Source organism: Microbacterium sp. UBA1612 (assembly GCF_002321605.1).
Classification (GTDB): Bacteria; Actinomycetota; Actinomycetes; order Actinomycetales; family Microbacteriaceae; genus Microbacterium; species Microbacterium luteum.
In genome coordinates, this window is the sequence record NZ_DCMW01000019.1 from 45012 (window position 1) to 69076 (window position 24065).

The 24065-nt window shown below is 70.8% G+C and carries 25 protein-coding genes; 17 read left to right on the forward strand and 8 right to left on the reverse strand.

All coding sequences use genetic code 11. The features are described 5' to 3' along the window. Window positions 1–8 precede the first annotated feature (8 nt). Both B3S45_RS07980 and B3S45_RS07985 read right to left on the reverse strand, forming a co-directional pair. Window positions 9–680 carry a potassium channel family protein gene (locus B3S45_RS07980; protein ID WP_071043942.1) on the reverse strand — a complete coding sequence of 224 codons (672 nt, stop codon included), beginning with the start codon at window positions 678–680 and terminating at the stop codon, window positions 9–11. After that, window positions 673–2127 carry a TrkH family potassium uptake protein gene (locus B3S45_RS07985; RefSeq protein WP_194384664.1) on the reverse strand — a complete coding sequence of 485 codons (1455 nt, stop codon included), beginning with the start codon at window positions 2125–2127 and terminating at the stop codon, window positions 673–675. The genes B3S45_RS07980 and B3S45_RS07985 overlap by 8 nt, the downstream gene beginning before the upstream one ends. 84 nt (window positions 2128–2211) lie before the next feature. Here B3S45_RS07985 and B3S45_RS07990 point away from each other — a divergent pair, with 84 nt between their 5' ends. The 4 genes from B3S45_RS07990 (at window position 2212) to B3S45_RS08005 (ending at window position 3556) form a co-directional block, all read left to right on the forward strand. Further along, window positions 2212–2619, forward strand: a complete 408-nt coding sequence (locus B3S45_RS07990; protein WP_071043940.1) for an ArsR/SmtB family transcription factor — start codon at window positions 2212–2214, stop codon at window positions 2617–2619. A 115-nt stretch (window positions 2620–2734) separates the two neighbouring features. Next, on the forward strand, window positions 2735–2926 hold the full coding sequence (locus tag B3S45_RS07995; protein ID WP_071043939.1) for a helix-turn-helix domain-containing protein: 192 nt from the start codon (window positions 2735–2737) through the stop codon (window positions 2924–2926). A 131-nt stretch (window positions 2927–3057) separates the two neighbouring features. Further along, complete coding sequence (locus tag B3S45_RS08000; RefSeq protein WP_003792170.1) at window positions 3058–3156, forward strand: 30S ribosomal protein bS22; 99 nt, start codon at window positions 3058–3060, stop codon at window positions 3154–3156. Window positions 3157–3262: 106 nt separating this feature from the next. Further along, a complete protein-coding gene (locus B3S45_RS08005) occupies window positions 3263–3556 on the forward strand; it encodes a rhodanese-like domain-containing protein (RefSeq protein WP_071043938.1) in 294 nt (97 codons plus the stop codon). Here B3S45_RS08005 and B3S45_RS08010 read toward each other — a convergent pair. After that, window positions 3538–4752, reverse strand: coding sequence for a mechanosensitive ion channel family protein (locus B3S45_RS08010; protein WP_286719603.1), 1215 nt, complete (start codon window positions 4750–4752; stop codon window positions 3538–3540). The two genes, B3S45_RS08005 and B3S45_RS08010, sit on opposite strands and share 19 nt — an antisense overlap. Before the next feature lie 117 nt (window positions 4753–4869). Here B3S45_RS08010 and B3S45_RS08015 point away from each other — a divergent pair, with 117 nt between their 5' ends. Next, window positions 4870–5112, forward strand: a complete 243-nt coding sequence (locus tag B3S45_RS08015) for a glutaredoxin family protein (RefSeq protein WP_286719604.1) — start codon at window positions 4870–4872, stop codon at window positions 5110–5112. Window positions 5113–5119: 7 nt separating this feature from the next. On the opposite strand, the gene aspS is transcribed toward B3S45_RS08015, so the two are convergent. Beyond that, the gene (gene aspS / locus B3S45_RS08020) at window positions 5120–6463 is read right to left on the reverse strand and encodes an aspartate--tRNA(Asn) ligase (protein ID WP_286719606.1); all 1344 of its coding nucleotides are present in this window, start codon (window positions 6461–6463) and stop codon (window positions 5120–5122) included. A gap of 126 nt (window positions 6464–6589) precedes the next feature. Between aspS and B3S45_RS08025 the strand changes: the two genes are divergently transcribed. From B3S45_RS08025 to ccsB, 6 genes are read left to right on the forward strand one after another with little or no spacing between them, the layout of a single operon-like run. After that, window positions 6590–7570, forward strand: a complete 981-nt coding sequence (locus tag B3S45_RS08025; protein ID WP_286719608.1) for a DUF368 domain-containing protein — start codon at window positions 6590–6592, stop codon at window positions 7568–7570. Window positions 7571–7594: 24 nt separating this feature from the next. Further along, the gene (locus tag B3S45_RS08030; RefSeq protein ID WP_194384670.1) at window positions 7595–8224 is read left to right on the forward strand and encodes a histidine phosphatase family protein; all 630 of its coding nucleotides are present in this window, start codon (window positions 7595–7597) and stop codon (window positions 8222–8224) included. Continuing rightward, on the forward strand, window positions 8221–8841 hold the full coding sequence (locus B3S45_RS08035) for a TlpA family protein disulfide reductase (protein WP_286719612.1): 621 nt from the start codon (window positions 8221–8223) through the stop codon (window positions 8839–8841). Before B3S45_RS08030 ends, B3S45_RS08035 begins: the two co-directional genes overlap by 4 nt. A 23-nt stretch (window positions 8842–8864) precedes the next feature. Continuing rightward, on the forward strand, window positions 8865–9662 hold the full coding sequence (locus B3S45_RS08040; RefSeq protein WP_286719963.1) for a cytochrome c biogenesis CcdA family protein: 798 nt from the start codon (window positions 8865–8867) through the stop codon (window positions 9660–9662). Beyond that, complete coding sequence (gene resB / locus B3S45_RS08045; RefSeq protein ID WP_286719614.1) at window positions 9643–11385, forward strand: cytochrome c biogenesis protein ResB; 1743 nt, start codon at window positions 9643–9645, stop codon at window positions 11383–11385. Before B3S45_RS08040 ends, resB begins: the two co-directional genes overlap by 20 nt. Window positions 11386–11389: 4 nt before the next feature. Beyond that, window positions 11390–12415 (forward strand): c-type cytochrome biogenesis protein CcsB, encoded by a 1026-nt coding sequence (gene ccsB, locus B3S45_RS08050; RefSeq protein WP_194384672.1) that lies wholly within the window; start codon window positions 11390–11392, stop codon window positions 12413–12415. A gap of 117 nt (window positions 12416–12532) precedes the next feature. Here the strand turns inward: ccsB and B3S45_RS08055 are convergent, their stop codons facing one another. Together B3S45_RS08055 and B3S45_RS08060 are read right to left on the reverse strand one after the other, a co-directional pair. Then, a complete protein-coding gene (locus B3S45_RS08055) occupies window positions 12533–14617 on the reverse strand; it encodes a YhgE/Pip family protein (RefSeq protein ID WP_071043929.1) in 2085 nt (694 codons plus the stop codon). After that, entirely contained in the window at window positions 14614–17376 is a 2763-nt protein-coding gene (locus B3S45_RS08060; RefSeq protein ID WP_286719618.1) for an MMPL family transporter, read from the reverse strand. Before B3S45_RS08060 ends, B3S45_RS08055 begins: the two co-directional genes overlap by 4 nt. Before the next feature lie 125 nt (window positions 17377–17501). Here B3S45_RS08060 and B3S45_RS08065 point away from each other — a divergent pair, with 125 nt between their 5' ends. After that, window positions 17502–18134, forward strand: coding sequence for a TetR/AcrR family transcriptional regulator (locus tag B3S45_RS08065; RefSeq protein WP_071044096.1), 633 nt, complete (start codon window positions 17502–17504; stop codon window positions 18132–18134). Here B3S45_RS08065 and B3S45_RS08070 read toward each other — a convergent pair. Continuing rightward, window positions 18131–19123 carry an o-succinylbenzoate synthase gene (locus tag B3S45_RS08070; protein WP_286719619.1) on the reverse strand — a complete coding sequence of 331 codons (993 nt, stop codon included), beginning with the start codon at window positions 19121–19123 and terminating at the stop codon, window positions 18131–18133. The two genes, B3S45_RS08065 and B3S45_RS08070, sit on opposite strands and share 4 nt — an antisense overlap. Before the next feature lie 48 nt (window positions 19124–19171). Here B3S45_RS08070 and B3S45_RS08075 point away from each other — a divergent pair, with 48 nt between their 5' ends. From B3S45_RS08075 to B3S45_RS08090, 4 genes are read left to right on the forward strand one after another with little or no spacing between them, the layout of a single operon-like run. Continuing rightward, the gene (locus tag B3S45_RS08075) at window positions 19172–19966 is read left to right on the forward strand and encodes an LLM class F420-dependent oxidoreductase (RefSeq protein WP_286719621.1); all 795 of its coding nucleotides are present in this window, start codon (window positions 19172–19174) and stop codon (window positions 19964–19966) included. A 23-nt stretch (window positions 19967–19989) separates the two neighbouring features. Beyond that, complete coding sequence (locus B3S45_RS08080) at window positions 19990–20889, forward strand: 1,4-dihydroxy-2-naphthoyl-CoA synthase (RefSeq protein ID WP_286719623.1); 900 nt, start codon at window positions 19990–19992, stop codon at window positions 20887–20889. A 7-nt stretch (window positions 20890–20896) separates the two neighbouring features. Next, a complete protein-coding gene (locus tag B3S45_RS08085; protein ID WP_286719625.1) occupies window positions 20897–22051 on the forward strand; it encodes an AMP-binding protein in 1155 nt (384 codons plus the stop codon). A gap of 49 nt (window positions 22052–22100) precedes the next feature. Then, entirely contained in the window at window positions 22101–23081 is a 981-nt protein-coding gene (locus B3S45_RS08090; protein ID WP_286719627.1) for a 1,4-dihydroxy-2-naphthoate polyprenyltransferase, read from the forward strand. A gap of 7 nt (window positions 23082–23088) precedes the next feature. Here B3S45_RS08090 and B3S45_RS08095 read toward each other — a convergent pair whose 3' ends face one another. After that, window positions 23089–23439: a DUF4229 domain-containing protein gene (locus B3S45_RS08095; protein ID WP_071043922.1), complete on the reverse strand. Its 351-nt coding sequence runs from the start codon at window positions 23437–23439 to the stop codon at window positions 23089–23091. A gap of 116 nt (window positions 23440–23555) precedes the next feature. Here B3S45_RS08095 and B3S45_RS08100 point away from each other — a divergent pair, with 116 nt between their 5' ends. Continuing rightward, complete coding sequence (locus B3S45_RS08100; protein WP_286719628.1) at window positions 23556–24065, forward strand: PLD nuclease N-terminal domain-containing protein; 510 nt, start codon at window positions 23556–23558, stop codon at window positions 24063–24065.

Genomic DNA, 24065 nt, shown 5'->3' on the forward strand with positions numbered 1-24065 from the left:
AGCATCCGTCACCGATCGAGGGCGGCGAACCTCTCGATGTCGCTGTTGGTGCCCGAGACGATGATGAGGTCGTGGTTGGTGACGACCGTGGCCGCCTCGGCGTAGCGGAACGGCTTGCCCGGGCTCTTCACACCCACGACGGTGACGTTGTACTTGGTGCGAACGCCCGACTCGTTGAGCCCGACGCCGCGGATGAACTTCGGCGGGTACATCTTGGCGAGCACGAAGTCGTCGTCGAAGCGGATGAAATCCAGCATGCGACCGCTGACGAGGTGGGCCACGCGCTCGCCGGCCTCGCGTTCGGGGTAGATGACGTGGTTCGCTCCCACGCGCGCGAGGATCTTGCCGTGCGACTGCGACACCGCCTTCGCCCAGATCTGCGGCACCTTCAGGTCGACGAGGTTGGCGGTGATGAGCACCGACGCCTCGATCGAGGAGCCGACGGCGACGACCGCGACCTGGAAGTCCTGCGCGCCGACCTGCTTGAGCGCCTCGAGGTTGCGGGCGTCGGCCTGCACGGTGTGGGTGACGCGCTCGGACCACTTCTGCACGAGGTCGAGGCTCTCGTCTATGGCGAGCACTTCGCGGTCGAGCCGGTCGAGTTCGCCGGCGCAGGCCGCACCGAAGCGCCCGAGACCGATCACGAGGACGGGTGCGTCGCCGCGGATGCGCTCAACCAACGATGGGCCTTTCGACGGGCAGCGAGTACAGCTGCGATCGGGATGTCGCGGCCACGGCCGCGGCGAGTGTCACTGTACCAATGCGCCCCATGAAGATCGTCGCGGCCATGACGTAGACGGCGGGGTCGGGCAGGGACTGCGTGAGGCCGGTGGACAGCCCGACGGTGCCGAAGGCGGAGATCACATCGAACAGCACGTGCGCGACGGGGGCGTGGGTGATCTGCGCGATCACGATGGTCGACAGCGCCACGATGGTCGATCCCCACGCGACGACCGAAAGCGCCACACGCTGCACGTCGCTCGGGATGCGGCGGCTGAAGACCTCCACGGTGGTGCGGCCCTTGGCCTCCGACCAGACGGCCAGGGCGAGCACGGCGAGCGTCGTCACCTTGATGCCGCCCGCGGTGGACGCCGAGCCGCCGCCGACGAACATGAGCATGGATCCCACGACCTGCGACGACCCGTAGAGCTCGCCGATGTCGATGACGGAGAACCCACCCGATCTCGTCATCGCGGACAGGAAGAAGGCCTGGAAGGTGGTGTCCCACGCGTCCATCGAGCCGAACGTGCCGGGGTTGTCGTACTCCAGCGCGAGGAACGCGATGGCACCGGCGACGAACAGCAGCGTGGTGGTGATGAGGGTGAGCTTGGTGTGCAGCGACCACCGCCCCACGTGCCACACGTGCCGGGAGAGTGTGTAGATGACGGGGAAGCCGATGCTGCCGAGGAAGACGCTGGTCATCAGCACGGTGAGCAGGAAGTAGTCGTCGGCGAAGGGCTCGAGGCCGCCGACGTTCGGGGTGAAGCCGGTGTTCGTGAATGACATCGCCGCGTAGTACGGCGCCTCCCAGAGCGCCATGAGCGGGTCGACCTCGGCCATGACGAGCGCGGGGTACAGCAGCACCGCGACGATCGCCTCGATGACCAGCGTCGACAGCGCCACGGTGCGAAGCAGCTGGCCCACTTCGCCGAGCCGCACCGTCTGGCCCTCGTTGACCGGTCCACCGTGAGCGCGCATGGGGTTGGTGTCGCCCGCGGCGATCAGCTTGGCACGCAGACCCAGTCGCTTCGAGATCACGAGACCCAGGATGGAGGCGAGCGTCAGCACGCCCATCCCGCCGATGTTGACGCCGAGGAAGATCACCACGTTGCCGAAGGGCGACCAGTGGGTGGCCATGTCGACGGTGACCAGCCCCGTCACGCAGATCGTCGACACCGCCGTGAACAGGGCGTCGGCCAGCGGCGTCGCGCGGCCGCTGGCCGAAGCGATCGGGAGCGAAAGCAGGCTCGTGAAGATCAGGATGAGCGTGCCGAAGACGAGGATGGCGAAGCGCGAGGGCGACGAGGTGGCGAAGTCGCGGCCGAACTCCCCGACCTGACGCAGGCGGTGACGCCACCCCGCCGACGGTGCGCGGCGTTGCGGCGCAGCCGGTCGGCTCGTCGCCATGCACCGCCCCCTCGTCTGTGTCGTCTTCTCCGAGCGAAAGTCGACCTCATGGTACTCCGGTGCGCGTCCGGCTAACCTAACCACATGGCGGACATCTTCGACGTGATCGCAGACGGAACGCGTCGCGACATCCTCCGACTGCTCCTCGATCGCGCAACCTCCGGCCAGGACGGCACGAGCGTTTCGAACATCGTGGGCGAGCTCGGCGTGAGTCAGCCGACGGTGTCGAAGCACCTGAAGGTGCTGCGCGAGGCGCACCTGGTGTCGGTGCGGGAGGAGGGGCAGCACCGCTACTACAGCCTCTCCGCGGAACCGCTCGACGAGGTCGACGACTGGCTCGTGCCCTTCTTCACGCACAGCGACGACCTGCAGGCGGTCGCCTCCGGGGCCCTGCCGGATTCCGCCGCCCACGCCGCGGAGGTCGTGGGGAGGGCCGCCGCATCCGCCAAGCACGTGGTCACGAACGCGTGGCGCCGGCTGCCCGGACGCTGAACGCGCCGACGCGCTCGAGTCACACGAGTCACACGGGTTTACACGCGTCGCGCGCAGGTCATAGACTCCTCCCAGGATCAGGGAGATCCGACTGGGACGCACGAGAGGGGACATCGTGGCCGAACTTCCCGACGTGCGCTTCCTCACCGTCGCAGAGGTCGCTGAACTGATGCGCGTATCGAAGATGACCGTCTATCGACTGGTGCACTCCGGCGAGCTGCCGGCGGTGCGATTCGGGCGCAGCTACCGGGTGCCGGAGTCGGCCGTGACGGCCGCCATGGAGCGGCCGATCGCCGACGCGGGCTGATCGCTGCCGGCGCGCGCGAGGACCGCGCGCGCATTTGATAAGCTGTTCCGAGGCATTTTTCGCATCTGCCCGTTCCCGGACGCGATCCGACCGTGGATGTGCGTCCAGACTTCGACTTAGTGAGGTTTTCCGTGGGTTCTGTCATCAAGAAGCGCCGCAAGCGCATGGCGAAGAAGAAGCACCGCAAGCTGCTTCGCAAGACTCGTCACCAGCGCCGCAACAAGAAGTAAGCGGCTTCCACACCGAGCGCCTGTCCTCCGGACGGGCGCTTCGTGTTTTCTGACAGAATTGCTGGCGGCCATGACGGCCGTATGCACCATTTCGACCCGAGGCACCATGCAGACCATCACCGTCCATGAGCTCACCGAGCGTGGATCCATCCCCGTCATCGACGTGCGCGAACCGCACGAATACGCCGCCGGCCACGTGCCCGGCGCCGTCAACATCCCCATGTCGGTCTTCGGCGAGCGGCTCGCGGAGCTGCCCGACGGGCCGATGAACATCATCTGCGAACTCGGCGGACGCTCCGCGAGCATCGTGCAGGCGCTCGAACAGCGCGGCTACGACGCGACGAACGTCGAGGGCGGCACGTCGGAGTGGATCGCGGCGGGCTACCCGGTCGAGCGGTGACCCGCCCCCGCAGCGGACTCGGCGGAGGCATCGTCGGCGTCGTCCTCCGGTGAGACGATCGGCACGCCCTGCGTGAAGGTGCTCGCGCGCTGCTGGGCGGCGACGCTGCCGGTGAACAGCCCATCGACGTCGCCGCGCGGGGCCTCGGCCTCGACGTGGCCGGTGTCGGCGGTCATCATGACGCGCTGCACCGGCAGGGCCGTCGGCATCTGGCGCTGCACCCAGTCGACAAGCGCCTCGCGCACGAAGCAGCGCAGATCGAACAGCGTCGGGGCGTCCTGCGCGGTCACGAGCACGCGTACGCGCACGAGCCCGCCGGTCGCCTCGGTGACCTGCAGCACCGACGCGCGGCCGTCCCACAGCTCGGTCTCCGCGAGCACGCGCTCGAGGTGCTCGCGCATCCGCGTGGGAGAAACGCGCCAGTCGAGGTCGAGCTCGATCGATCCGAGCAGCTCGCTGCCCTCGCGCGTCCAGTTCTGGAACGGCGTGGTGGTGAAGTAGGTGCAGGGGAGCACCAGCCGTCGGTCGTCCCACAGGTCGAGCACGACGTAGCTGAGGGTGATCTCGCCGACCCGCCCCCATTCGCCCTCGACGACGATGACGTCGTCGACCCGCAGAGCCTCGCTGAAGACGAGCTGGATGCCGGCGAACATGTTCGCCAGCACGGACTGCGCCGCCAGGCCCGCGACGATCGACGCGATGCCGGCAGAGGCGAGCACGCTCGCGCCGATGGTCTGCACCGCGGGGAAGGTCAGCAGGGCCGCGCCGACCGCGATCACGACGATGATGGCGATGGCCAGCCGCCGGAGGATGAGCGTCTGGGTGCGGATGCGCCGTGCGACACGATTGTCGGGGATGTCGATGCGGTACTGGCCGATCGCGAGGTCGGTCGCGAAGAGCACGGCGGCGATCATCAGCCAGCTGCCGGCGGCGATCACGAGGATCGTGAAGAGCTGGTTGATGCCCGGCATCCACTCCTCACGCGGCCCCGGGAAGGCGGTCAGGAGCGCGATCCACACGGCGATGACGAGCAGCAGCGTCCGGAACGGGCGTCGCCCCCGCCGGATCATCAGGGTCGACCACGCGCGCCGGCGTCCGGCGGTGCGCACGGCCAGGGCGACCAGGGCGGCGACGACGACGGCGCCGATGAGGGCCGAGACGAGGACGATGGCGAACTGCAACCAGGGATCGAGCATCGGGCACTCCTGCGGATCGGGGGATCGGGACGTGACGCGACGCTGCGAGGGCGTCCAGATTACGGGTGAGACCCCTCAGGCGACGAGCCCTTGACCGCTCCTGCCTAGGATTGTCAGGTGACGACGATCACTCTCATAGGCAAGCCGGAGTGCCATCTGTGCGACGTGGCGCGCGAGGTGGTCGACCTCGTGGTCGCCGAGTCGGGGCAGGATGTCGTGATCGAGGAGCGCTCGATCCTCGACGACGCCGAGCTCTACGCGCGATGGTGGGAGAAGATCCCGGTCGTTCTCATCGACGGCGAGTTCCACGCGCACTGGCGCGTGTCGGCCGATCGCCTGCGCGCCGCGCTGACGCCCTGACGATCGGTCAGGGAGCCAGGCGCGTGGGGCCCCGGAAGAGGTAGGTCACCTCGCGGATCGACTCCTGACCGAGCAGGAGCATCAGCACGCGGGCCAGGCCCATCCCGAACCCGCCGTGGGGCGGAGCGCCGTAGCGGAAGAAATTCAGGTAGAACTCGAGGTGCTCGGGCTCGAGTCCCTTCTCCTTCGCCTGCTCGATGAGCACCTCGACGCGGTGTTCGCGCTGTGCGCCCGTGGTGATCTCGACGCCGTTGTAGAGCAGGTCGTAGCTCTTGGTGAGCCCCGTCTCCTCGTCGCGCATGTGGTAGAAGGCGCGGATCTCGGGGTGGTAGTCGGTGATGAACACGAACGGGTGGCCGTAGGTCTCCGCCACGTGCGCGGCGATCTGACGCTCGCCCTCGGGGTCGAGGTCGCCGTCGGTGCGGGGGATCTCGTATCCGCGGGCGGCCACGATCTCGCGTGCCTCCGCGAGCGGGATGCGCGGGAAGGGCACCGTGGGCGCCACGACGTCGAGGTCGAAGAGCTCCTTGATCTCGTCGCCGTGCTTGTCGGCGACGGCCTGGATCGCGGTGGCCAGGAACTCCTCCTGCATCGCTGCGACGTCTTCCCAGCCGTCGATCCAGCTGATCTCGGCGTCGATCGAGGTGAACTCGGTCGCGTGGCGGCTCGTGAAGGAGGGGTCGGCGCGGAAGGCGGGCGCGATCTCGAAGATCTTGCCGAAGCCGGCGACCTGGGCCATCTGCTTGAAGAACTGCGGCGACTGCGCGAGGTAGGCCGTCTTGTCCTCGAAGTAGGGCACCTCGAAGAGCTCGGCGTTGGACTCCGACGCCGACGCCATGAGCTTGGGGGAGTGCACCTCGATATAGTCGCGCTCGATCCAGTACGAGCGCATCGCGTGCTCGAGGGTGGTCTGCACGCGGAAGACGAGGTTGTTGCGGCGCTGGCGCAGGTCGAGGAAGCGCCAGTCCATGCGCTTGTCGAGCCCGCTGTCGGCGGCGATGGGCGTCTCGGGAAGCGCCTCGCTCGCGATGTCGAGACCGGCGATCTTCACCTCGACGCCGCCGAGCTTGACGCGCTCGTCGTGCTTGAGCGCACCGTGCACCGTGAGGAACGTGCCGTGCGTGAGGGCGGAGATGGTCTCGGTGAGGGCGAGGGCTGCCGCCTGCTCGGCGGTGGCGTCCTCGCTGATCTCGCGCGTTGCCGGGTTGACCAGCTGCACGGCACCGGATTCATCGCGCAGGATGACGAACTGCACCTTCTTCTGATCGCGGACGGTCTCCACCCATCCCGAGACGGAGACGGAGCCGTCTTCGCGGGCCTGCAGATCTTTGACGAGAACGCGTTCACTCACGATGACCGAGTCTAGACGCCGCGGCCGTCGCGCCCCAGCGGGCTGTCGCGGGCGAATCCCCAGGTGCGCGAGGCCCGGGCGCTCTAGCATCGGAGGGCACCTTCCCGTTTCCGACCGCGAGGCACGATGACCACCACCGACACCGGCCGCTCCTCCTCACGCGTGCGCGCCGTCCTCATCGCCCTGCTCGACGTGGTGCGGGGTGGCCTGATCGGTCTCGCCGAACTCATCCCCGGCGTCTCGGGCGGCACGATCGCCCTCATCACCGGTGTCTACGAGCGGCTGATCGCCTCGGCGGACAGCGTCGTGACCGCGATGAAGCGCCTGCTGCTCGGCCCGGACCGTCGCTCCGGCTTCGTCGAGGGCATGCGACGGGTCGACTGGGTGCTCGTGGTCCCCGTCCTCATCGGGATGGCGGCGATGGTGCTCACCCTCGCGGGAACGGTCGAGGCGTTCGTCACCGAGAACGTCGAGGCCTCGCGCGGACTGTTCTTCGGCCTCGTCGCCGCGAGCATCCTCGTGCCCCTCCAGCTGGTGCCCCGCGCGCACCGCACCGCGCGGGCTCGGATCGGCGGCGTCCTGCTCTTCCTCGCCGCCGCAGCCGTGGCGTTCGTCGCCATCGACTTCGCGGGGGGCTCCTTCGACGCCGATCCGCCGCTGATCGCCGTCTTCTTCGCCGCTGCCGTGGCGGTGTGCGCGCTGGTGGTGCCCGGCGTCTCCGGGTCGTTCTTCCTGCTCGCCATCGGCCTGTACTCCCCGACCCTCCGGGCCGTCGACGAGCGCGACCTCGGGTACCTCGCCGTGTTCGCCCTGGGGGCCCTCGTGGGCCTGGTGACGATCGTGCGCGTGATCACGTGGCTGCTGCGTCACCACCGGCGCCTCACCCTCATCGCCATGGCCGGTCTCATGTTCGGATCGCTGCGCGCGCTCTGGCCGTGGCAGGATCTGCCGGCCGGGGAGGACCACGGGATCGGAGCGCTCGCCCTTCCGTATGAGCCGGTGGTGCTGCCGATCGTGCTCGCCGTCGTCGGGGCGGCCGTCGTGCTCGGCCTCGTGGCCGTCGAGCGGCACTTCGCCCGGTCCAGCCGACGCTCAGCCCGTCCATAGCGGGCCCCCACGTAGACTGAAGCGGTGCCTGCCGAACGCCTTCATCTCGTGCGCCATGGGGAGGTCGACAACCCCCGCGGCGTGCTCTACGGACGACTGCCCGGCTACCCGCTGAGCTCCGCCGGGCGCGACATGGCGCGGGCCGCCGCCGAATGGGTGCAGGCGTCGGGGCGCGACGTGACATCCCTCACGTGCTCGCCGCTGGAGCGCACGCAGGAGTCGGCGGAGCCGTTCACCGAGGTCTTCGGCGTCGCTCCCCGCATCGACGAGCGCGTCATCGAGCCGACGAATGTCTTCGAGGGCCGTCGCATGCGGATCGCCCTGATGAACCCGCTGAACTGGCGCCATCTGCGCAAGCCCGCCCTGCCGAGCTGGGGGGAGCCCTACGCCGAGGTGATCGTGCGGATGAACCAGGCGATGACCGATGCCTGGAAGCAGGCGGAGGGCGGCGATGCCGTCATCGTCTCGCACCAGCTGCCGATCTGGGTGACGCACCTCGCGGCCGCGGGCGAATCGTCCCGGCACGACCCGCGGCAGCGCCGCTGCGCGCTGTCGAGTGTGACCTCGTTCGAGATGCGCGACGGCCTGTGGACCGAGATCGGATACGCCGAGCCCGCCCAGACCTCGGGCGCGAGCGACGTGGGGGCGGTATGAGAGACCGCCGTGCCGCGCGCACCGGCCGCGTGGCCGCATCCATCGTCGCCGCCCTGGCGCTCGCGGGGGCGCTGGTGGCCTGTTCGAACGACCCGCTCGCGGAGCAGTACCGCGCGGGCGACAACAAGGGCTTCATAGCCGCGGACGGACTGCGCGTCGTCGAGATCCCGGTCGCGGAGCGCGGCGAGCCGGTGACGTTCTCGGGTGAGCTCGACACCGGTGCCACGATCACCGACGCCGATGTCGCCGGCGACGTCGTGGTCGTGAACTTCTGGTACGCCGCGTGCGGTCCGTGTCGCGCGGAGGCCCCCGCACTGGAAGAGGCTCACGGCGCCTTCGACGGCGAAGAGGTCACCTTCCTCGGGATCAACACCACCGACTCCGCCGGCACCGCGCTCGCCTTCGCCGAGACCTACGGGGTGACCTACCCGAGCGTGCTGGCGTCGGTGACCCCGGAGGTCAAGCTCGCCTTCGCCGAGAAGACGCCGATCAGCGCGACGCCGACGACCCTCGTGCTCGACGCCGAGGGGCGGGTGGCCGCGCGCATCATCGGCCAGCTGCAGGACGCGTCGGTGCTCGAGACCCTCGTGAGCGACGCGCTCGCGGAGACGTCGTGACCGAACTCGTCTTCGGCGGCGCGATGTGGCTCGCCGTGCCGGTAGCGGTGCTCGCCGGCCTGGTGTCGTTCCTCTCGCCGTGCGTGCTGCCGCTCGTGCCCGGCTACCTGGGGTTCATCGGCGGAGCCGCCGCCCCGCGTCGCGTCGCGCCTGCGTCAACACGACAGGAGATCTCCGCCTCGAGCGCCGCTCCTGCCGCGCCGAGCGGCGGGAGCGGGTCGAATTCTCCTGTCGAGTTCACGCCGCGCGGTCGGCTGGTGCTGGGCGTCGTGCTCTTCATCGCCGGCTTCACGGTGGTGTTCATGGCGGTGACGATCCTCGGCGGCACGCTCGGGCGGTTCTTCCTGCAGTACGCCGATCCGATCACCCGCGTGCTGGGCGTGGTCGTGATCCTCCTCGGCCTCGTCTTCATCGGCGTCTTCGGGTTCGCCCAGCGCACGGTCCACCCGCACGTGCGGGGCAATCTCGGGCTCATCGGCGCCCCCCTGCTCGGCCTCGCGATGGGCGTCGGCTGGACGCCGTGCATCGGCCCGACCCTCGCGGCGATCATCTCCGTCTCGTGGAACCTCGGCGACCCGGTTCGCGCCGGCATCCTGGGCCTGGCCTACTCGCTCGGGCTCGGGCTCCCCTTCCTCCTCCTCGCCCTCGGGTTCGGATGGGCGACGCGGTCGGTGGCGTTCCTGCGCCGCCACATCCGCGCCGTCAACATCGTCGGCGGTGCGCTCCTGGTCGCCCTCGGCGTGCTGATGGTCTCCGGCGTGTGGACGCTTCTCATGACCGGCCTGCAGGGGGTGCTCCTCGATGTCCCGCTCCCGCTCTGAACCCGCCGCCGAACAGGCGACGCTGCGTCCCGACGACCACGCCGATGCGCCGAGCGGCGGCTCGGACCCGGTGCAGCCGGCCCTCGGCCCGGTCGGATGGATGCGCTGGGGCTGGCGTCAGCTGACCTCGATGCGCACCGCGCTGGTGCTGCTGCTCCTCCTTGCGATCGCGGCCGTCCCCGGCTCCCTCGTGCCGCAGCGCAGCGCGGATCCGAACGGCGTCACGCAGTACTACGCGGACAATCCCGACCTCGCACCGATCCTCGACTACCTGAGCATGTTCGACGTCTACACGTCGCCCTGGTTCTCGGCGATCTACATCCTGCTGTTCATCTCCCTCATCGGATGCGTGATCCCGCGCACCCGGCACCACGCGAAGGCGCTCCGCGCCAAGCCGCCGCGCACGCCCGCCCGGCTGTCCCGCCTCGACGACCATCGCACTGTCTCCGTTCCCGTCGTGGCGGGCGCGGACACCGCCGCGGCGGCCGAGGAAGCCGTCTCGCTTGCCGAGGCGCAGCTGCGGCGCTCGGGCTATCGCGTCGAGCGCTACGACGCGCGGGGGCGCCTGTCGGTGTCGGCCGAGCGCGGCTACGCCCGCGAGACCGGCAACCTCGTCTTCCACGGTGCGCTCGTCGGCGTGCTGATCGCCGTGGGGGTCGGCGGCGGATTCACCTACACCGGCCAGAGCGTCATCGTCGAAGACGACACGTTCGTCAACACCATGCTCGACTACGCCTCCTTCAACCCGGGGCGTTTCGTCGACACCGACGGTCTGTCGCCCTATGCGCTCACGCTCGACGAGTTCGAGGTGACCTACGAGCCGGCAGGGTCCACGGCCGCCGGTCAGGCGGGGGATTTCTCGGCGAACCTCACGGTCCGGAACGGCGATGACACATCCACGGAGTCGGTGCGCGTGAACCATCCCGTCGACATCGACGGCGATCGCGTCTACCTGATGGGCAACGGTTACGCCCCGACGATCACGGTGCGCGACGCCGACGGCGAGATCGTCTTCTCCGAGTCCGTTCCCTTCCTGCCGCAGGACACCAACATGACCTCGCTCGGCGTGATCAAGGTGCCCGATGGACTGCCCGATCAGCTGGGCATGACCGCGTTCTTCTATCCGACGCAGTTCGAGCTGCCCTCCGGCGCGTTCACCTCCGCGTATCCCGCCCTGGTGAACCCTGTCATGACGATCAACGTCTACGCCGGCGACCTCGGCATCGACGACGGCACGCCCCGGTCGGTGTACACGCTCGACCCGACCGACATGACCCAGCTCGCCGGGCGCGGCGTCGACGAGCCGGCGCTCGAGCTCGCTCCCGGCGACACCGCTCAGCTGCCGGACGGCCTCGGCACCGTCACCTTCGAGAACGAGTCGCCCGCCGGGGCCGAGGGCTACGAGGAATCGGTCAAGCGCTTCGTCTCGCTCTCCCTCCACCGCGACGTCGGCGCGCCCTGGGTCCTCGCGTTCGCCGTGCTCGCCACCCTCGGTCTGCTCGCCGGACTGTTCGTGCCGCGCCGCCGCATGTGGGTCACCGCGACCGCCCGCGACGGGTCCGTCGATCTCGAGTACGCGGGCCTCGCCCGCGGCGAGGACCCGACCCTCGCCGCCGCCGTCGACAAGCTCGCCACGTCGCACGAGGCCGCGGTGCGCGAGCGGGTGTCCGCCGAGCGGACGGACGCGGCCGCATCCACCCCCGACACGCCGAAAGTAGACTGACGCCATGACCGACACCCTCTCGCTCGACGACGTCTCGGTGCTGCTGGTCTGGACCGCCATCGCGGTGTACGCCCTCGCGTTCGTCGCCTACGCGATCGATCTCGCCCGACGCTCCGCGCTCGCCGTGGAGGCGAAGGATGCGCGCGCACGCGACCGCGAGCTCGTCGCCGCGGGCGGGGAGAGCATCACCGATGTCACCGCGCGGGAGCGCCGTGCCGGGGCGGAGATCGCGTCAGCGCCGGGCGCGCGCCCGCGCCTTTTGTGGGCGCGCATCGGAACCTCGCTGACGGTGCTGGCGTTCCTGTTCCACCTGGGCGCGACGGTGCTGCGTGGAATCGCGGCCGAGCGCGTGCCGTGGTCGAACATGTACGAGTTCGCCATGACGGGCCTGCTGCTGGTCGTGGCGGTGTACCTCGGCGTGCTCTTCCGGTACGACCTGCGCTTCCTCGGCACCTTCATCACCGGCCTCGTGGTCGTGCTGCTCGGGGGAGCGACGCTGTCGTTCTACGTCGAGGTGGTTCCGCTCATGGATCCCCTCAAGTCGGTGTGGCTCGTCATCCACGTGTTCGTCGCCTCGCTCGGCACCGCCCTGTTCGCGCTGGCCTTCGGTCTGTCGGTCGCGCAGCTGCTGCAGGCCCGCCGCGAGCGCAAGGTCGCCGAAGCGGCCGACGGCGCCGTCGTGCGCACCGGGCCCGGCTTCCTGCGCACACTGCCGAGTGCGGACGCCCTGGAGTCGCTGGCCTACCGTTTCGCGATCATCGGGTTCATCTTCTGGACCTTCACCCTCATCGCCGGTGCGATCTGGGCGAACGACGCGTGGGGCCGCTATTGGGGGTTCGACACCAAGGAGGTGTGGACCTTCGTGATCTGGGTGCTCTACGCCGGATACATCCACGCCCGCGCCACGCGCGGATGGCGCGGCACGCGGTCGGCGTGGCTGTCGATCATCGGCTTCCTGGCGGTGCTGTTCAACTTCACGATCGTCAACATGTTCTTCAAGGGCCTGCACGCTTACAGCGGCCTCTCCTGACCCCGCGCCTCGCGCCTCGCGGCCTGGCGCCCGAGAATGCGTGTTCACTTGCCGCTGGATGTCGCTTCGCGAGCGCTCAGCGACGTCTGGTGACAGGTGAACGTCGTGGCGGGAGGGTCAGGCCGGAAGCGGGTGCGCCGCCGGGGCGGACCGGCGCCGCGCGACCGCGATCACGGTGGCGATGAAGGCGAGCAGCATCCACACCGTGAGGCCGACCAGGGCCGCGCCGACGCTCCCGTCGGAGGTCAGGGCGGCCACCATGCCGCTGTAGGCGGGTGCGGTCGGCATGGCCCCGGCGAGCGAGGACAGCCATCCCGGAACGGTCGAGACGATGCCCGCGGCGACGGCGAGCACGGCCACGAGGGCGGCGATCCAGCGGCCCGCTCCGCCGAAGACGGCCACCAGCGCCTGGTTGACGCCGGCGAAGGCGATGCCCGCGACGACGCACACTCCCGCGAACACCGTCCACTCGCCGAACTCGTATGTCGCGGCGATCTGCACGACACCGGCGACGAGGAGCCCCTGCGCCGCGCCGATGGCGGCGGCGGGCGCGAGGCCCCGTAGCGCCAGCAGCGCGGAGGCCGACCGCGAGGTGAGCGCGCGAGCGGTCACGGCCTGGAGGGCGACGAAGGTGCCCAGCCCGCCGATCCACAGCGCCAGCGCCGCGAGGAGCGGAACCGCGGTGGCGCCGAACAGGTCGCTGCCGATCCCGTCGGCTTCGACCGGGTCGGCCACGACGCTCGCGAGCGTCTGGGCTTCATCGTCGGTGTACGAGGGGATCTCGTCGGCCGCGGTGTGCAGCCCCGAGGCGAGTTCGCCGGCTCCATCCGCGGTCTGATCGGAACCCGTCACGAGTGCCGTGCCACCGTCCGCGGCCTGCTGCGCGCCGTCCGCGAGCTGCTGGACGCCGTCGGCGACCTGTGCGGCCCCGGCGGAGGCCTCGTCGGCGCCGGTGCCGAGCGCGCCGGTGCCGGCCGCGATCTCGCGCACCCCCGATGCGGCCTGGCTCGCGCCGCCGGCGATGCCGCCGATGCCCGTCGCGATCTCGTCCGCGCCGGCGGCCGAGGCCTGCAGAGCCGCGGTGAGCTGCGGCCCGGCATCCTGGAACTGCGCGATGCCCGCGGCGATCTCATCCGAGTCGTCGAGGATCTCGGTCACCGTCGGCAGCGCGGCGTTGGTCTCGTCGGACAGCGCGATGATCTCGGCGCACACCGTGCCGGTGTCGCCGGCCGCGCGGCATTCGTCGGCGAGAGCGGTGAGGGTCGCGGCCGAGCCGGTCACGAACTGCCCGATCTCCTCGCTGTTGGCGGCGACCGCGTCGGCGGCGTCGATGACGCCCTGCGGGATCTCGGGGATCTGGGCGGTGAGGTCGGCGAGCGAGGACAGGCCGTCGGCGAGGTCGGATGCGCCGGTCGAGAGCGCACTCGCACCCCCGGCGAGGTCGTCGATCCCGTCGGCCGCCTCGTAGCCGCCGGCCGACAGGGCGGCGGCGCCGTCGGCGATCTCGCCGATGCCCGGCGCGAGGGCGGAGGCGCCGGTGGCGAGGGGCTGCGCGCCCGCCGCGAGCTGGCCCACGCCGTCGACGTACTGCGCGGTGCCGTCGGCGAGCTGGTCCGCCCCGCTGGCGAGCTGGTCGGCGCCGTCGGCGGCCTCGCCGAGCTGGTCGCCGAGGGTGGTGAACCCGAGGAAGACGTTCTCGAGGTACACCTCGGAGAGCTCCTGCCCCATGATGGATGCCGCCGCCGACGTGATCTGCGCGGTGATCGCGTCGTCGACGACGAGGTTGTCGGGTGCCGTCGTGACCTCGATGACCGCGCGCTCAGGGTCGTCTCCGGCGGTCGAGGTCGCGGCGGCGGAGAACTCGGCGGGGATCGTCACGACCGCGGAGTAGGTGCCGTCGGCGAGGCCCGCCGCCGCGTCGTCGTCGTTCGTGATCGTCCAGTCGAGGTTGCTCGGCAGGTCGTCCGAGCCCTCCACGAGCCCCGCGGTCAGCTGGCGCCCCAGCGGCACCGTCTGATCGTCGATCGTGACCGGCTCGTCGTCGTTCACGATCGCGGCGGTCACGTTGTCGAGGCGCTCGGCCGGGTCGTAGAACGCGGCGACGAGGATCGCGCCGACGACCACCGGCAGCAGCAGGGCGCCGATGATCGTCACCCACGTGACGGGGTGACGGGTGCGGGCGCGTTCGATCGGGAGAGTCATGCGTTCACCTCGGATGCGGTGGTGCGGGCGCTGAGGGCCAGCGCCTGGACGTGGGGGCGGTGGGCGTCGGAGAGCGCCGCGAGCGCGGGGCCCTCGGTGCGGGCGGTGGCCACGACGGTGAGGGGAGCGGATGCCGCGGCGCGCGCGCCGGCGTCGCGGATCAGCGCCGCGGCCTGGTCACGCGCGGCGCGGTCGAGCCGGTCGAGGCCGTCGACCACCACCAGGCGCGCGCCGCGCAGGGCCGTGCGCAGCGCCGCGAGCGGATCGTCGGCCTCGTCGAGAAGGGCGATGCCGACGTGCGCGCGCACCCACGCGGCGCGGCCGGGGAGCAGATGGCCGGCCACGCGCAGGCGCCCGTCGGTGGGATCGAGCCGCCCCGCGACGGTGAGGGCGAACGCGCGGGCGGCGCCGGCGTCCGCGGTGACGAGCAGGGTGTCCCCGGGATCGACGCGGAACGTCGCGCCGGCGAAGACGCGGCCGGCGTCGGTGCGCACGCCGAGGTCGTCGGCGACGACGACGGCGATGGTGTTCGGCTCGGGCCAGTCCGCCAGGGCGCGCTCGCGTTCGACGGCCTCGCCCTCGATGTCGAAGTGGGGCAGGATGCGGTCCAGCCAGCGCGGCATCCACCAGGCCTTCTCGCCGAGGAGCGCCATGACCGCCGGAACGAGCGTCATGCGCACGAGGAACGCGTCGACGGCGATGCCGACCGCGAGCCCGAGGGCGATCGGCTTGATCGAGGAGTCGCCCTCGGGCACGAACGCGGCGAAGACCGCGAACATGATCACCGCGGCGGCGGTGACCACGCGGGCCGACGAGACGAAACCGGTGCGCACGGCACCGACGGCGGTGAGCCGGTCCGCACGGCCGCCGTGGGCGCGGTGGGCGTGCACGTAGTCCTCGCGCATGCGCGAGACGAGGAACACCTGGTAGTCCATCGCGAGGCCGAACAGCACGCCCATGAGGATGATGGGCATGAAGCTGATGACGGGGCCGGTGCGCGTGACGTGCAGCGCGTCGGCGAGCCAGCCCCACTCGAACACGGCGGCCACCGCGCCGAACGACGCCGCCACCGACAGCAGGTATCCCGCGGCGGCCTTCAGCGGCACCCAGATCGAGCGGAACACGATCGTCAGCAGGATCAGCGAGAGCCCGACGACGAAGATCCCGAACGGGATCAGCGCGGCGCCCAGGCGGTCGGAGATGTCGATGCCGACGGCGGTGAAGCCGGTCACCTTCAGATCGACGCCGTACTCCTCGAGCCATTCGTCGTGGTGGGAACGAAGCTCCCGCACGAGGTCGGCGGTGGCGGGGTCGTCGGGGGCGGTCTCGGGGATCACCTGGATGAGCCCGGTGTCAGCGGTCTCGTTGGGCGTCGCCAGCGCGATCTCCTTGACGCCGGGAACGTCTGCGGTCTCGTCGGCGAGGTCGTCCATGAGCCCGAGCGGGTCGGTGGAGGTGACGATCGTGCCGGTGAGGATGAGCGGGCCGTTCTCGCCCGGTCCGAAGTACTCCGCGGTCAGGTCGTAGGTCTGCCGGGCCTCGCTCGAGGTCGGCTGCGTGCCGGCGTTCGGAAGGGCCAGGGTGAGGCTCGCGGCCGGGATCGCCATCGTGCCGAGCACGGCGACGACCGAGACCGTGGTGACGATCGGATGCCGCGTGACGGCCCGCACCCACCGCTCGGCGAATCCGCGGCGTGGCCGGGTGCGCGCGCGTCGGGCGCGGCGGCTCGGACGGCGGCGCCATCCCACGACGCGCCCCTTCGCGAAGCCGAGGAGTGCGGGAGTGAGGGTCACCGCGACCAGGACGGCGATGGCGACGGCCACGGCCGCGGCGATCCCCATCGTGGTGAGGAAGGGGATGTTCGCGAAGGACAGTCCGACCAGGGCGATGAGCACCGTCACGCCGGCGAAGACGACCGCGGAGCCGGCGGTGCCGGTCGCGCGCGCGGCGGACTCCTCGGGCTCGACGCCGGCGCGCACCTGATCCTGATGGCGCGCGACGATGAACAGGGCGTAGTCGATCCCGACCGCGAGCCCCAGCATGATCGCGAGCATCGGCGTGGTCGACGAGATCGTGGCGAAAGCGGTGGCGACGAAGATCAGCGCGATCGCGAGTCCGACGCCGATGAGGGCGCTCACGAGCGGGAACCACGCCACCGCGAAGGACCGGAAGGTCACGATCAGCACGAACAGGGCGATGAGCACGCCGACCGCTTCGATGGGGGAGAGCGAGGGGATCTCGGTGGAGAAGAGGTCGCCGCCGAGCACGACCTGCGCCTCGGGGAGGGCGGTCTGCAGATCGTCGGCGATCTCCTGCAGGTCCTCCTCCGTTCCCGCGGGGATGTCGGTGGCCTGACCGTCGAGCTGGAGCCGGATGATCGCCGCTTCGTCATCGTCGGAGACGAGGCCCGAGACGTTCTCGTCGAAGGGGTCGGTGACCGCCAGCACCCCGTCGAGGTCGCCGAACGCCGACAGGGCGTCGTCGATCGCCGTGCGATACGCGTCGTCGGTGACCGCCTCCGCGTCGGGTGCCGCCACGAGCACCTGCGCGCTCGTGCCGCTGGCCTGCGGGAAGGTGCGATCCAGCTGCACGATGCCCTCCTGGGCCTCGGTGCCCGGGATCGAGAAGGAGTTGTCGGTCCCCGCCATGAAGGTCACCGCGCTCACGCCGGCCACGACCAGCAGCAGCAGCCACGTCGTGAGCACGCGCCAGGGGTGGCGGTAGGACCAGCGTCCGAGGCTGAACAGCAGAGTGGACACACGTCCTCCAGGCGGTCTGACGAGATTTGGATACATTTCTGTATCCGATGCGCTTCTGTATCGTAATGCGGAACATCGACGGCAACCTGGGCGACGCGTGTGAGAATCGGCGGGGGAGGGTCACCATGAGCGATACGGCGGGACCCTCGCGACGACGCGAGGAGACCAGACGCAGACTGCTGGAAGCGGCGGCGGAGGTGTTCGCCGAGGTCGGCATGGACGCGGCGTCGGTCGAGGTCATCTGCGACCGCGCGGGGTTCACGAGGGGAGCGTTCTACTCGAACTTCGCCTCCAAGGACGAGCTCTTCTTCGCCCTCGTCGGGCTGGTCGCGCAGGAACGGGTGCGATCGGTCGCCGACCGGGTCGCGGCGCTCGAGGCCGACGGTGCGCTGGACATGACCGGCGGCAACGTCGTCGAGGTCGTGAGCCGCGTGCTCGAGATCGGACCCGAGGACCGGCTCGGCGTTCTGCTGTTCAACGAGATCCGCATCCACGCGCTTCGGGCGCCGGAGCTCGCGGCGGCGTACCTCGAGCAGGACACCGCCATTCTCGACAGTGTCGCGCGACTGGTCGATGACATCGTCGCCGGCAAGGACATCCGGTTCCGGCTCGAGCCGAGGGCGGTCGCCCGACTGCTCATGACGGTCTGGGAGTCGACGTCGGTCCGCGGGGTCATGGCGGGCCTTCCGCCCGCCGAGCTCGCCAGGCACACCGGCGAGGAGCTCGGACGCGTGGCCGCCGCGCTGATCGAGCGCTAACGTTCCTGCGCGACGGCGTGACAGCGACGGAGTCGCTCCAACCACCACTCCCGCCGCTCGCGCGGGGCCGCGTGCCGATCGAGGAGCTCCGGGCTCGGCACCACGCGCCGCGCCGCGATGCGACCGTCGCGCGCGACGAGGGGGTCGTCCGTGACGTCCGCGGCGAGCAGCGAGGCTGTGCCCAGTCCGCAGTCGAACGACAGCTCGGGCAGGCTCGCCGCGAGCGCGACGCCCATCCCGAGTCCGACCGACGTGTCGAGGGCGCTGGAGACCACGGCCGGAACGCCGGCGGCGGCGACGATCGACAGGGCACGCGCCACCCCTCCCAGCGGCTGCACCTTGACCACGACGAGGTCGGCCGCGCCGGCGGTGACGACGGCGATCGGGTCGTCGGCCTTGCGCACGCTCTCGTCGGCGGCCACGGGGATGCCGAGGTAGCGGATGCGGCGGCGCAGCTCGACGAGGTCCTCGACCTGCGCGCAGGGCTGCTCGACGTATTCCAGGTCGAACTCCGCGAGCGCGTGCACGGCGTGCTCGGCCTCGTCGAGGTTCCAGCCGCCGTTCGCATCGACGCGGATGCGCCCTTCCGGCCCCATGACCTCGCGCACCGCCCGCACGCGCGCGACGTCGTCGCCGAGCACCTGTCCGCGCTCGGCGACCTTGACCTTCGCGGTGCGGCAGCCGTGGAAGCGGGCGAGCACGTCGCCGACCTGGTCGGCCGCGACGGCGGGGACGGTCGCGTTCACCGGCACGGTCTCGCGCACCGCGGCGGGTCGCGGATGCCACGCGAAGTCGATCGCCGCGGTGAGCCACGTCGCCGCCTCGGCGTCGTCGTACTCCAGGAACGGCGAGAACTCCGCCCACCCTTCGGGTCCTTCCAGCAGCAGCGCCTCCCGCTCGTCGACCCCGCGGAAGCGGGTCGTCAGCGGGAGGGAGACCACCCGGGCGGTGTCGATGAGCCGGTCCAGAGCGGGGAGGGGTGAGGACATCTCCTCATCCTGTCCTCACCCGCCGCGCGCGGCCATAGGCTGAACCGCATGCTCGTCGACACCCCCGTCCGCCTCGGCATCCAGCTGCGGCCCCAGCACGTCACCTACCCCGACCTTCGCGACGCCGTCCTCCGCCTGGAGGAGATGGGCGTGGACGTCCTGTTCAACTGGGACCACTTCTTCCCGCTCTTCGGTGAGCCGGACGGCCTCCACTTCGAGTCGTGGACGATGCTCGGCGCGTGGGCCGAGCAGACCGAACGCGTCGAGTTCGGGGCGCTGGTCAACTGCAACAGCTATCGCAACGCCGACCTGCAGGCCGACATGGCCCGGACCCTCGACCACATCAGCGCCAAGGGCGGCACGGGCCGCTTCATCTTCGGCACCGGCTCGGGGTGGTTCGAGCGGGACTACGACGAGTACGGGTACGAGTTCGGCACGGCCGGCAGTCGCCTGAACGATCTCGGCGTCGACTTGGAGCGCATCACGGCGCGCTGGGACAAGCTCAATCCGCAGCCCACCCGCCGCATCCCGATCATGATCGGCGGAAAGGGCGAGCAGAAGACGCTGCGCTTCGTCGCGCGCCACGCGAACATCTGGCACAGCTTCGTCACGCCCGACGAGCTGCCGCACAAGCTCTCGGTGATCGACCGGTGGGCTGAGGCGGAGGAGCGCGACACGGCCGACCTGGTGGTCTCGAACGAGCTCGCGCGGCGCGAGGAGGAGACCGCCGACGCCCTCTACGACGCCGGCACCCGGCTGTTCACCCTGGGGCTCGACGGGCCGGACTGGGACTACGACGTCGTGCGCGGATGGCTGCGCTGGCGCGACGCCAAGAACGCCTGACCCGCCGTCGTTACGCTGGGGGCATGGTCTCCGAGCTGTTCGACGCCGCGGAATGGATGCCGGCCCCCGGCGCCGAGGCGTTCACCGACATCACCGCGCATCTCTCACGCGACGGCCGGATCGCGCGCATCGCGTTCGACCGGCCCGAGGTGCGCAACGCGTTCCGTCCCCACACGGTCGACGAGCTGTACCGGGCGCTCGACGACGCCCGGCAGAACCCCCGGGTGGGCGTCGTGCTGCTCACCGGGAACGGTCCGAGCCCGAAGGACGGCGGCTGGGCGTTCTGCTCCGGCGGAGACCAGCGCATCCGCGGCCGCGACGGATACACCTATGCGTCCGACGATGCCACCGCTCCCGACCCCGCTCGCGCCGGGCGCCTGCACATCCTCGAGGTGCAGCGTCTCATCCGCTTCATGCCGAAGGTCGTCATCGCGGTGATCCCGGGATGGGCGGCCGGCGGCGGGCACTCGCTCCACGTCGTGTGCGACATGTCGGTCGCCAGCGCCGAGCACGGTCGGTTCAAGCAGACCGACGCCGATGTCGGCTCGTTCGACGCCGGCTACGGCTCCGCCTACTTCGCCCGTCAGATCGGCCAGAAGTTCGCCCGAGAGGTGTTCTTCCTCGCCGAGGAGTACTCGGCCCGGCGCGCGTACGAGATGGGAGCGGTCAACCGTGTCGTGCCGCACGCCGACCTCGAGCGCGAAGCGATCGCGATGGCGCGCACGATCCTCACGAAGTCGCCCACGGCGATCCGCATGCTGAAGTTCGCCTTCAATGCCGTCGATGACGGGATGGTCGGTCAGCAGGTGTTCGCCGGCGAGGCGACGCGCCTGGCGTACGGCACCGACGAGGCGGTCGAAGGCCGTGACGCGTTCCTGCAGAAGCGCGACCCCGACTGGGCGCCCTACCCGTGGCACTACTGAGCGCACGATGAAGCTCGAGGCGCTCACGGCCGACGACCCGCGCGACGTGCTGCGGGCGCTGCGCGGCGCCCTGCACGGCGCCGGGCCGGCGCTCGCCCTGGGGATGGTGGGCGAGGCGCCGCCCGAGGTGCCCGCGGGAACCGCCGTCGTCGTGACGACGTCGGGGTCCACCGGCATCCCCAAGAGCGTCGTGCTCAGTCGCGACGCCCTGATCTCCAGCGCGATGGCCACGGCCGACCGCATCGGATCGGGCGGCTGGCTGCTCGCCCTGCCGGCCGGCTACGTCGCCGGTCTCCAGGTGCTCGCGCGCGCCCTCGTCGCCGACCGCGAACCGGCGCTCCTCGCCGGCCGCTTCACCCCCGAGGCGTTCGCCGCCGCCGCGCTGACGATGGCATCCAGCCGCGGCGGCGCCCGCATCCCGACGTACACCTCGCTCGTGCCGGCGCAGCTGACGCGGCTGCTCGACGCGGCCGAGGCGGACAGCGCGGTGCTGGCGGCACTGCGCTCGTTCGAGACCATCCTGATCGGCGGACAGGCTCTCCCGGCGGCGACCCTCGAGCGGGCCGAGACGGCGGGCGTGCGCATCGTGCGCACCTACGGCTCCACCGAGACCAGCGGCGGATGCGTGTACGACGGGCGCGCCCTCACCGGCGTCACGGTGCGCATCGCCGCCGGGGAGGTCCAGATCGCCGGCCCGACGCTCGCCGAGGGATACCTCGACGACCCGGAGCGCACCGCCACGACGTTCATCGTCGACGGCGACGGCACCCGGTGGTACCGCACGGGCGACGCGGGGATCCTCGAGGACGGCGTGCTGCGGGTGCGAGGACGGATCGACAACGTCATCGTCTCGGGCGGCATCAACATCTCGCTCGATCGCGTCGAGCAGGCCGTCCGTGCGGTACCCGGCCTCGGGGGCGCCGTCGTGGTGGGGGTGGACGACACGCGCTGGGGCGAGGTTCCCGTCGTGGTCGCCACGCGGGGGGAGGCGCTGCGCCGCAGCGAGTCGGTGCAGTTCGAGGAGGCGCGGCAGGCCGTCGCTCGCGAGATCGGCCCGCACGCGCGCCCGGCACGACTGGTGCTCGTCGACGAGCTGCCGAGCCTTCCGTCGGGCAAGCCCGACCGCGAGGCCATCCGTTCGGCGGTCGCGGGCCTGCACTGACCGGTGGTCTCAGCCGCCGCATGGCGTCGGCGCCCTAGGATGGCTCCTCGTGGCAGGCACACCCAGCAAGAAGCGCAAGAAGACGTCGACGCGCCCGTCTCGCTCGCGCGGCAACCCGGCGAAGGCGCGCGTCTCCGGGTCACCGGCGGCGGTCGCGCCGCCGACGGCCCGCGACTGGATCGGTGCCGCCCGCCTGCGCACTCTTCCGCTGGCGGTCACCCCCGTGCTCATCGGGACCGGGGCGGCCCTGGTGGTCACCGACGAATTCCACGGCATGATCGCGCTGGCGTGTCTCGCGGTCGCGGTCTTCCTCCAGATCGGCGTCAACTTCGCCAACGACTACAGCGACGGCATCCGCGGCACCGACGACCACCGTGTCGGACCCGCCCGCCTGACCGCGTCGCGCAAAGTGCCCGCGCGCCGTGTGCTCACGGTGGCGCTGGGCTTCTTCGCGCTCGCCGCGATCGCGGGCCTGGCGATCGTCATCCGCACCGGGCAATGGTGGATGCTCGCGATCGGCGCGCTCGCGATCGCCGCCGCCTGGTTCTACACCGGCGGAAAGCGGCCGTACGGCTACGACGGGCTCGGTGAACTGTTCGTGTTCGTCTTCTTCGGGCTGGTCGCCACCCTCGGCACCACGTGGGTGCAGGCGTTCTCGCTGCCGCAGGAGGCGTGGTTCGGCGCGGTGGCCGCGGGGTTGCTGGCCTGCGCGGTGCTGCTGGCGAACAACCTGCGCGACATCGACCAGGATCGGGTGGCGGGCAAGCGCACCCTCACCGTGCTCATCGGCAGGCGGTGGACGCAGGTGCTGTTCACCCTGTTCGTGCTCGTGCCGTTCGCGATCGCCGCGTTCCTGGCGCTGTTCTACCCGATCGCCTGGCTCGCGCTCATGGCGCTGCTGGCAGGCATCCCCGCGATCATCATCGTGTGGAGCTACCGCGAGGCCCGCGAGCTGGTGGTCGCCCTCGCGCTCACCTCGCTCACATCGGTGGGCTACGGAGCGCTGCTGTTCTGGGCGTTCGTCGGCTGATCCGCCCTCAGCGGCCGTCCTCATCCGACCGGCGCGCATCGGCCGCCGCGCCGTCGGAAGGCATGCCGTCACCGGAACGTACGGCGCCCTCGCCGTAGACCGCGTCGGCTGCGGCGTCTTCGGCGGCAGAGTCGTCGGCGCGCTCGCGCTCGCGCCGGCGGTCGGCGAGCCCCGTGGTGACGTCGTTCAACGGGCGTCGCAGGAAGAGGATCGAGAGGCTGAGACCGATGAGCGCGGCGAAGATCGCGGCCAGCCAGAACAGATCCTGGAAAACCGGGAAGAGCATCAGGATGCCGAACGGCACCAGGAACGCCAGCAGGCGCAGCACCGTGTACACGAGGGCAGGACGGGCTTTCACGAGACCCATCGTAGGTGCGTCGCCTGAGCGGTTCCGGGGCGGGTGGGGAGGTATGCCGCCCCTCACATGTCACTGTCAGGTCACGGCCAACCCGCCCCCGCGCGAGCGCGCCTAGGATGGAAGGCGTGACAAGGGTGCTGCTGATCGTGGCCCTGATCGCCGTGGCGTTCTGGGTCTTCACGATCGTCGACTGCGCCGTGCAGCCGAAGACACGGCACCGCGGTGTCAGCAAGCCGCTCTGGCTGGTCATCGTGATCGTCATCCCGGTGCTCGGCGGACTGATGTGGCTCATCGTCGGTCGTCGCCCGCGCCCGGCCCCGGCTGCCCCCCTGGCGCCCGACGACGATCCGCAGTTCACCGGCACGTTCGGGTCGATCCGCGATCAGGACGAGCGCATCCGCCGCCTCGAAGAGGAACTGGCGATGCTCGATGCGGAATCCGATTGGGATCCGCCGGTTCCCGACAAGCCCGTCGCCGACGCCGGCGGGTCGACGGGGGAGGCGACCGCCGAGGAGCCCTCCGCCGCGGATGCGACCGCCGCAGGGGAGCAGCGTTCTTCCGGTGAGCAGGCCACCGGATCCCGGCCCGACGACGACGAGCGCGGTCAGCGCGGCGCCGTCGGCTGA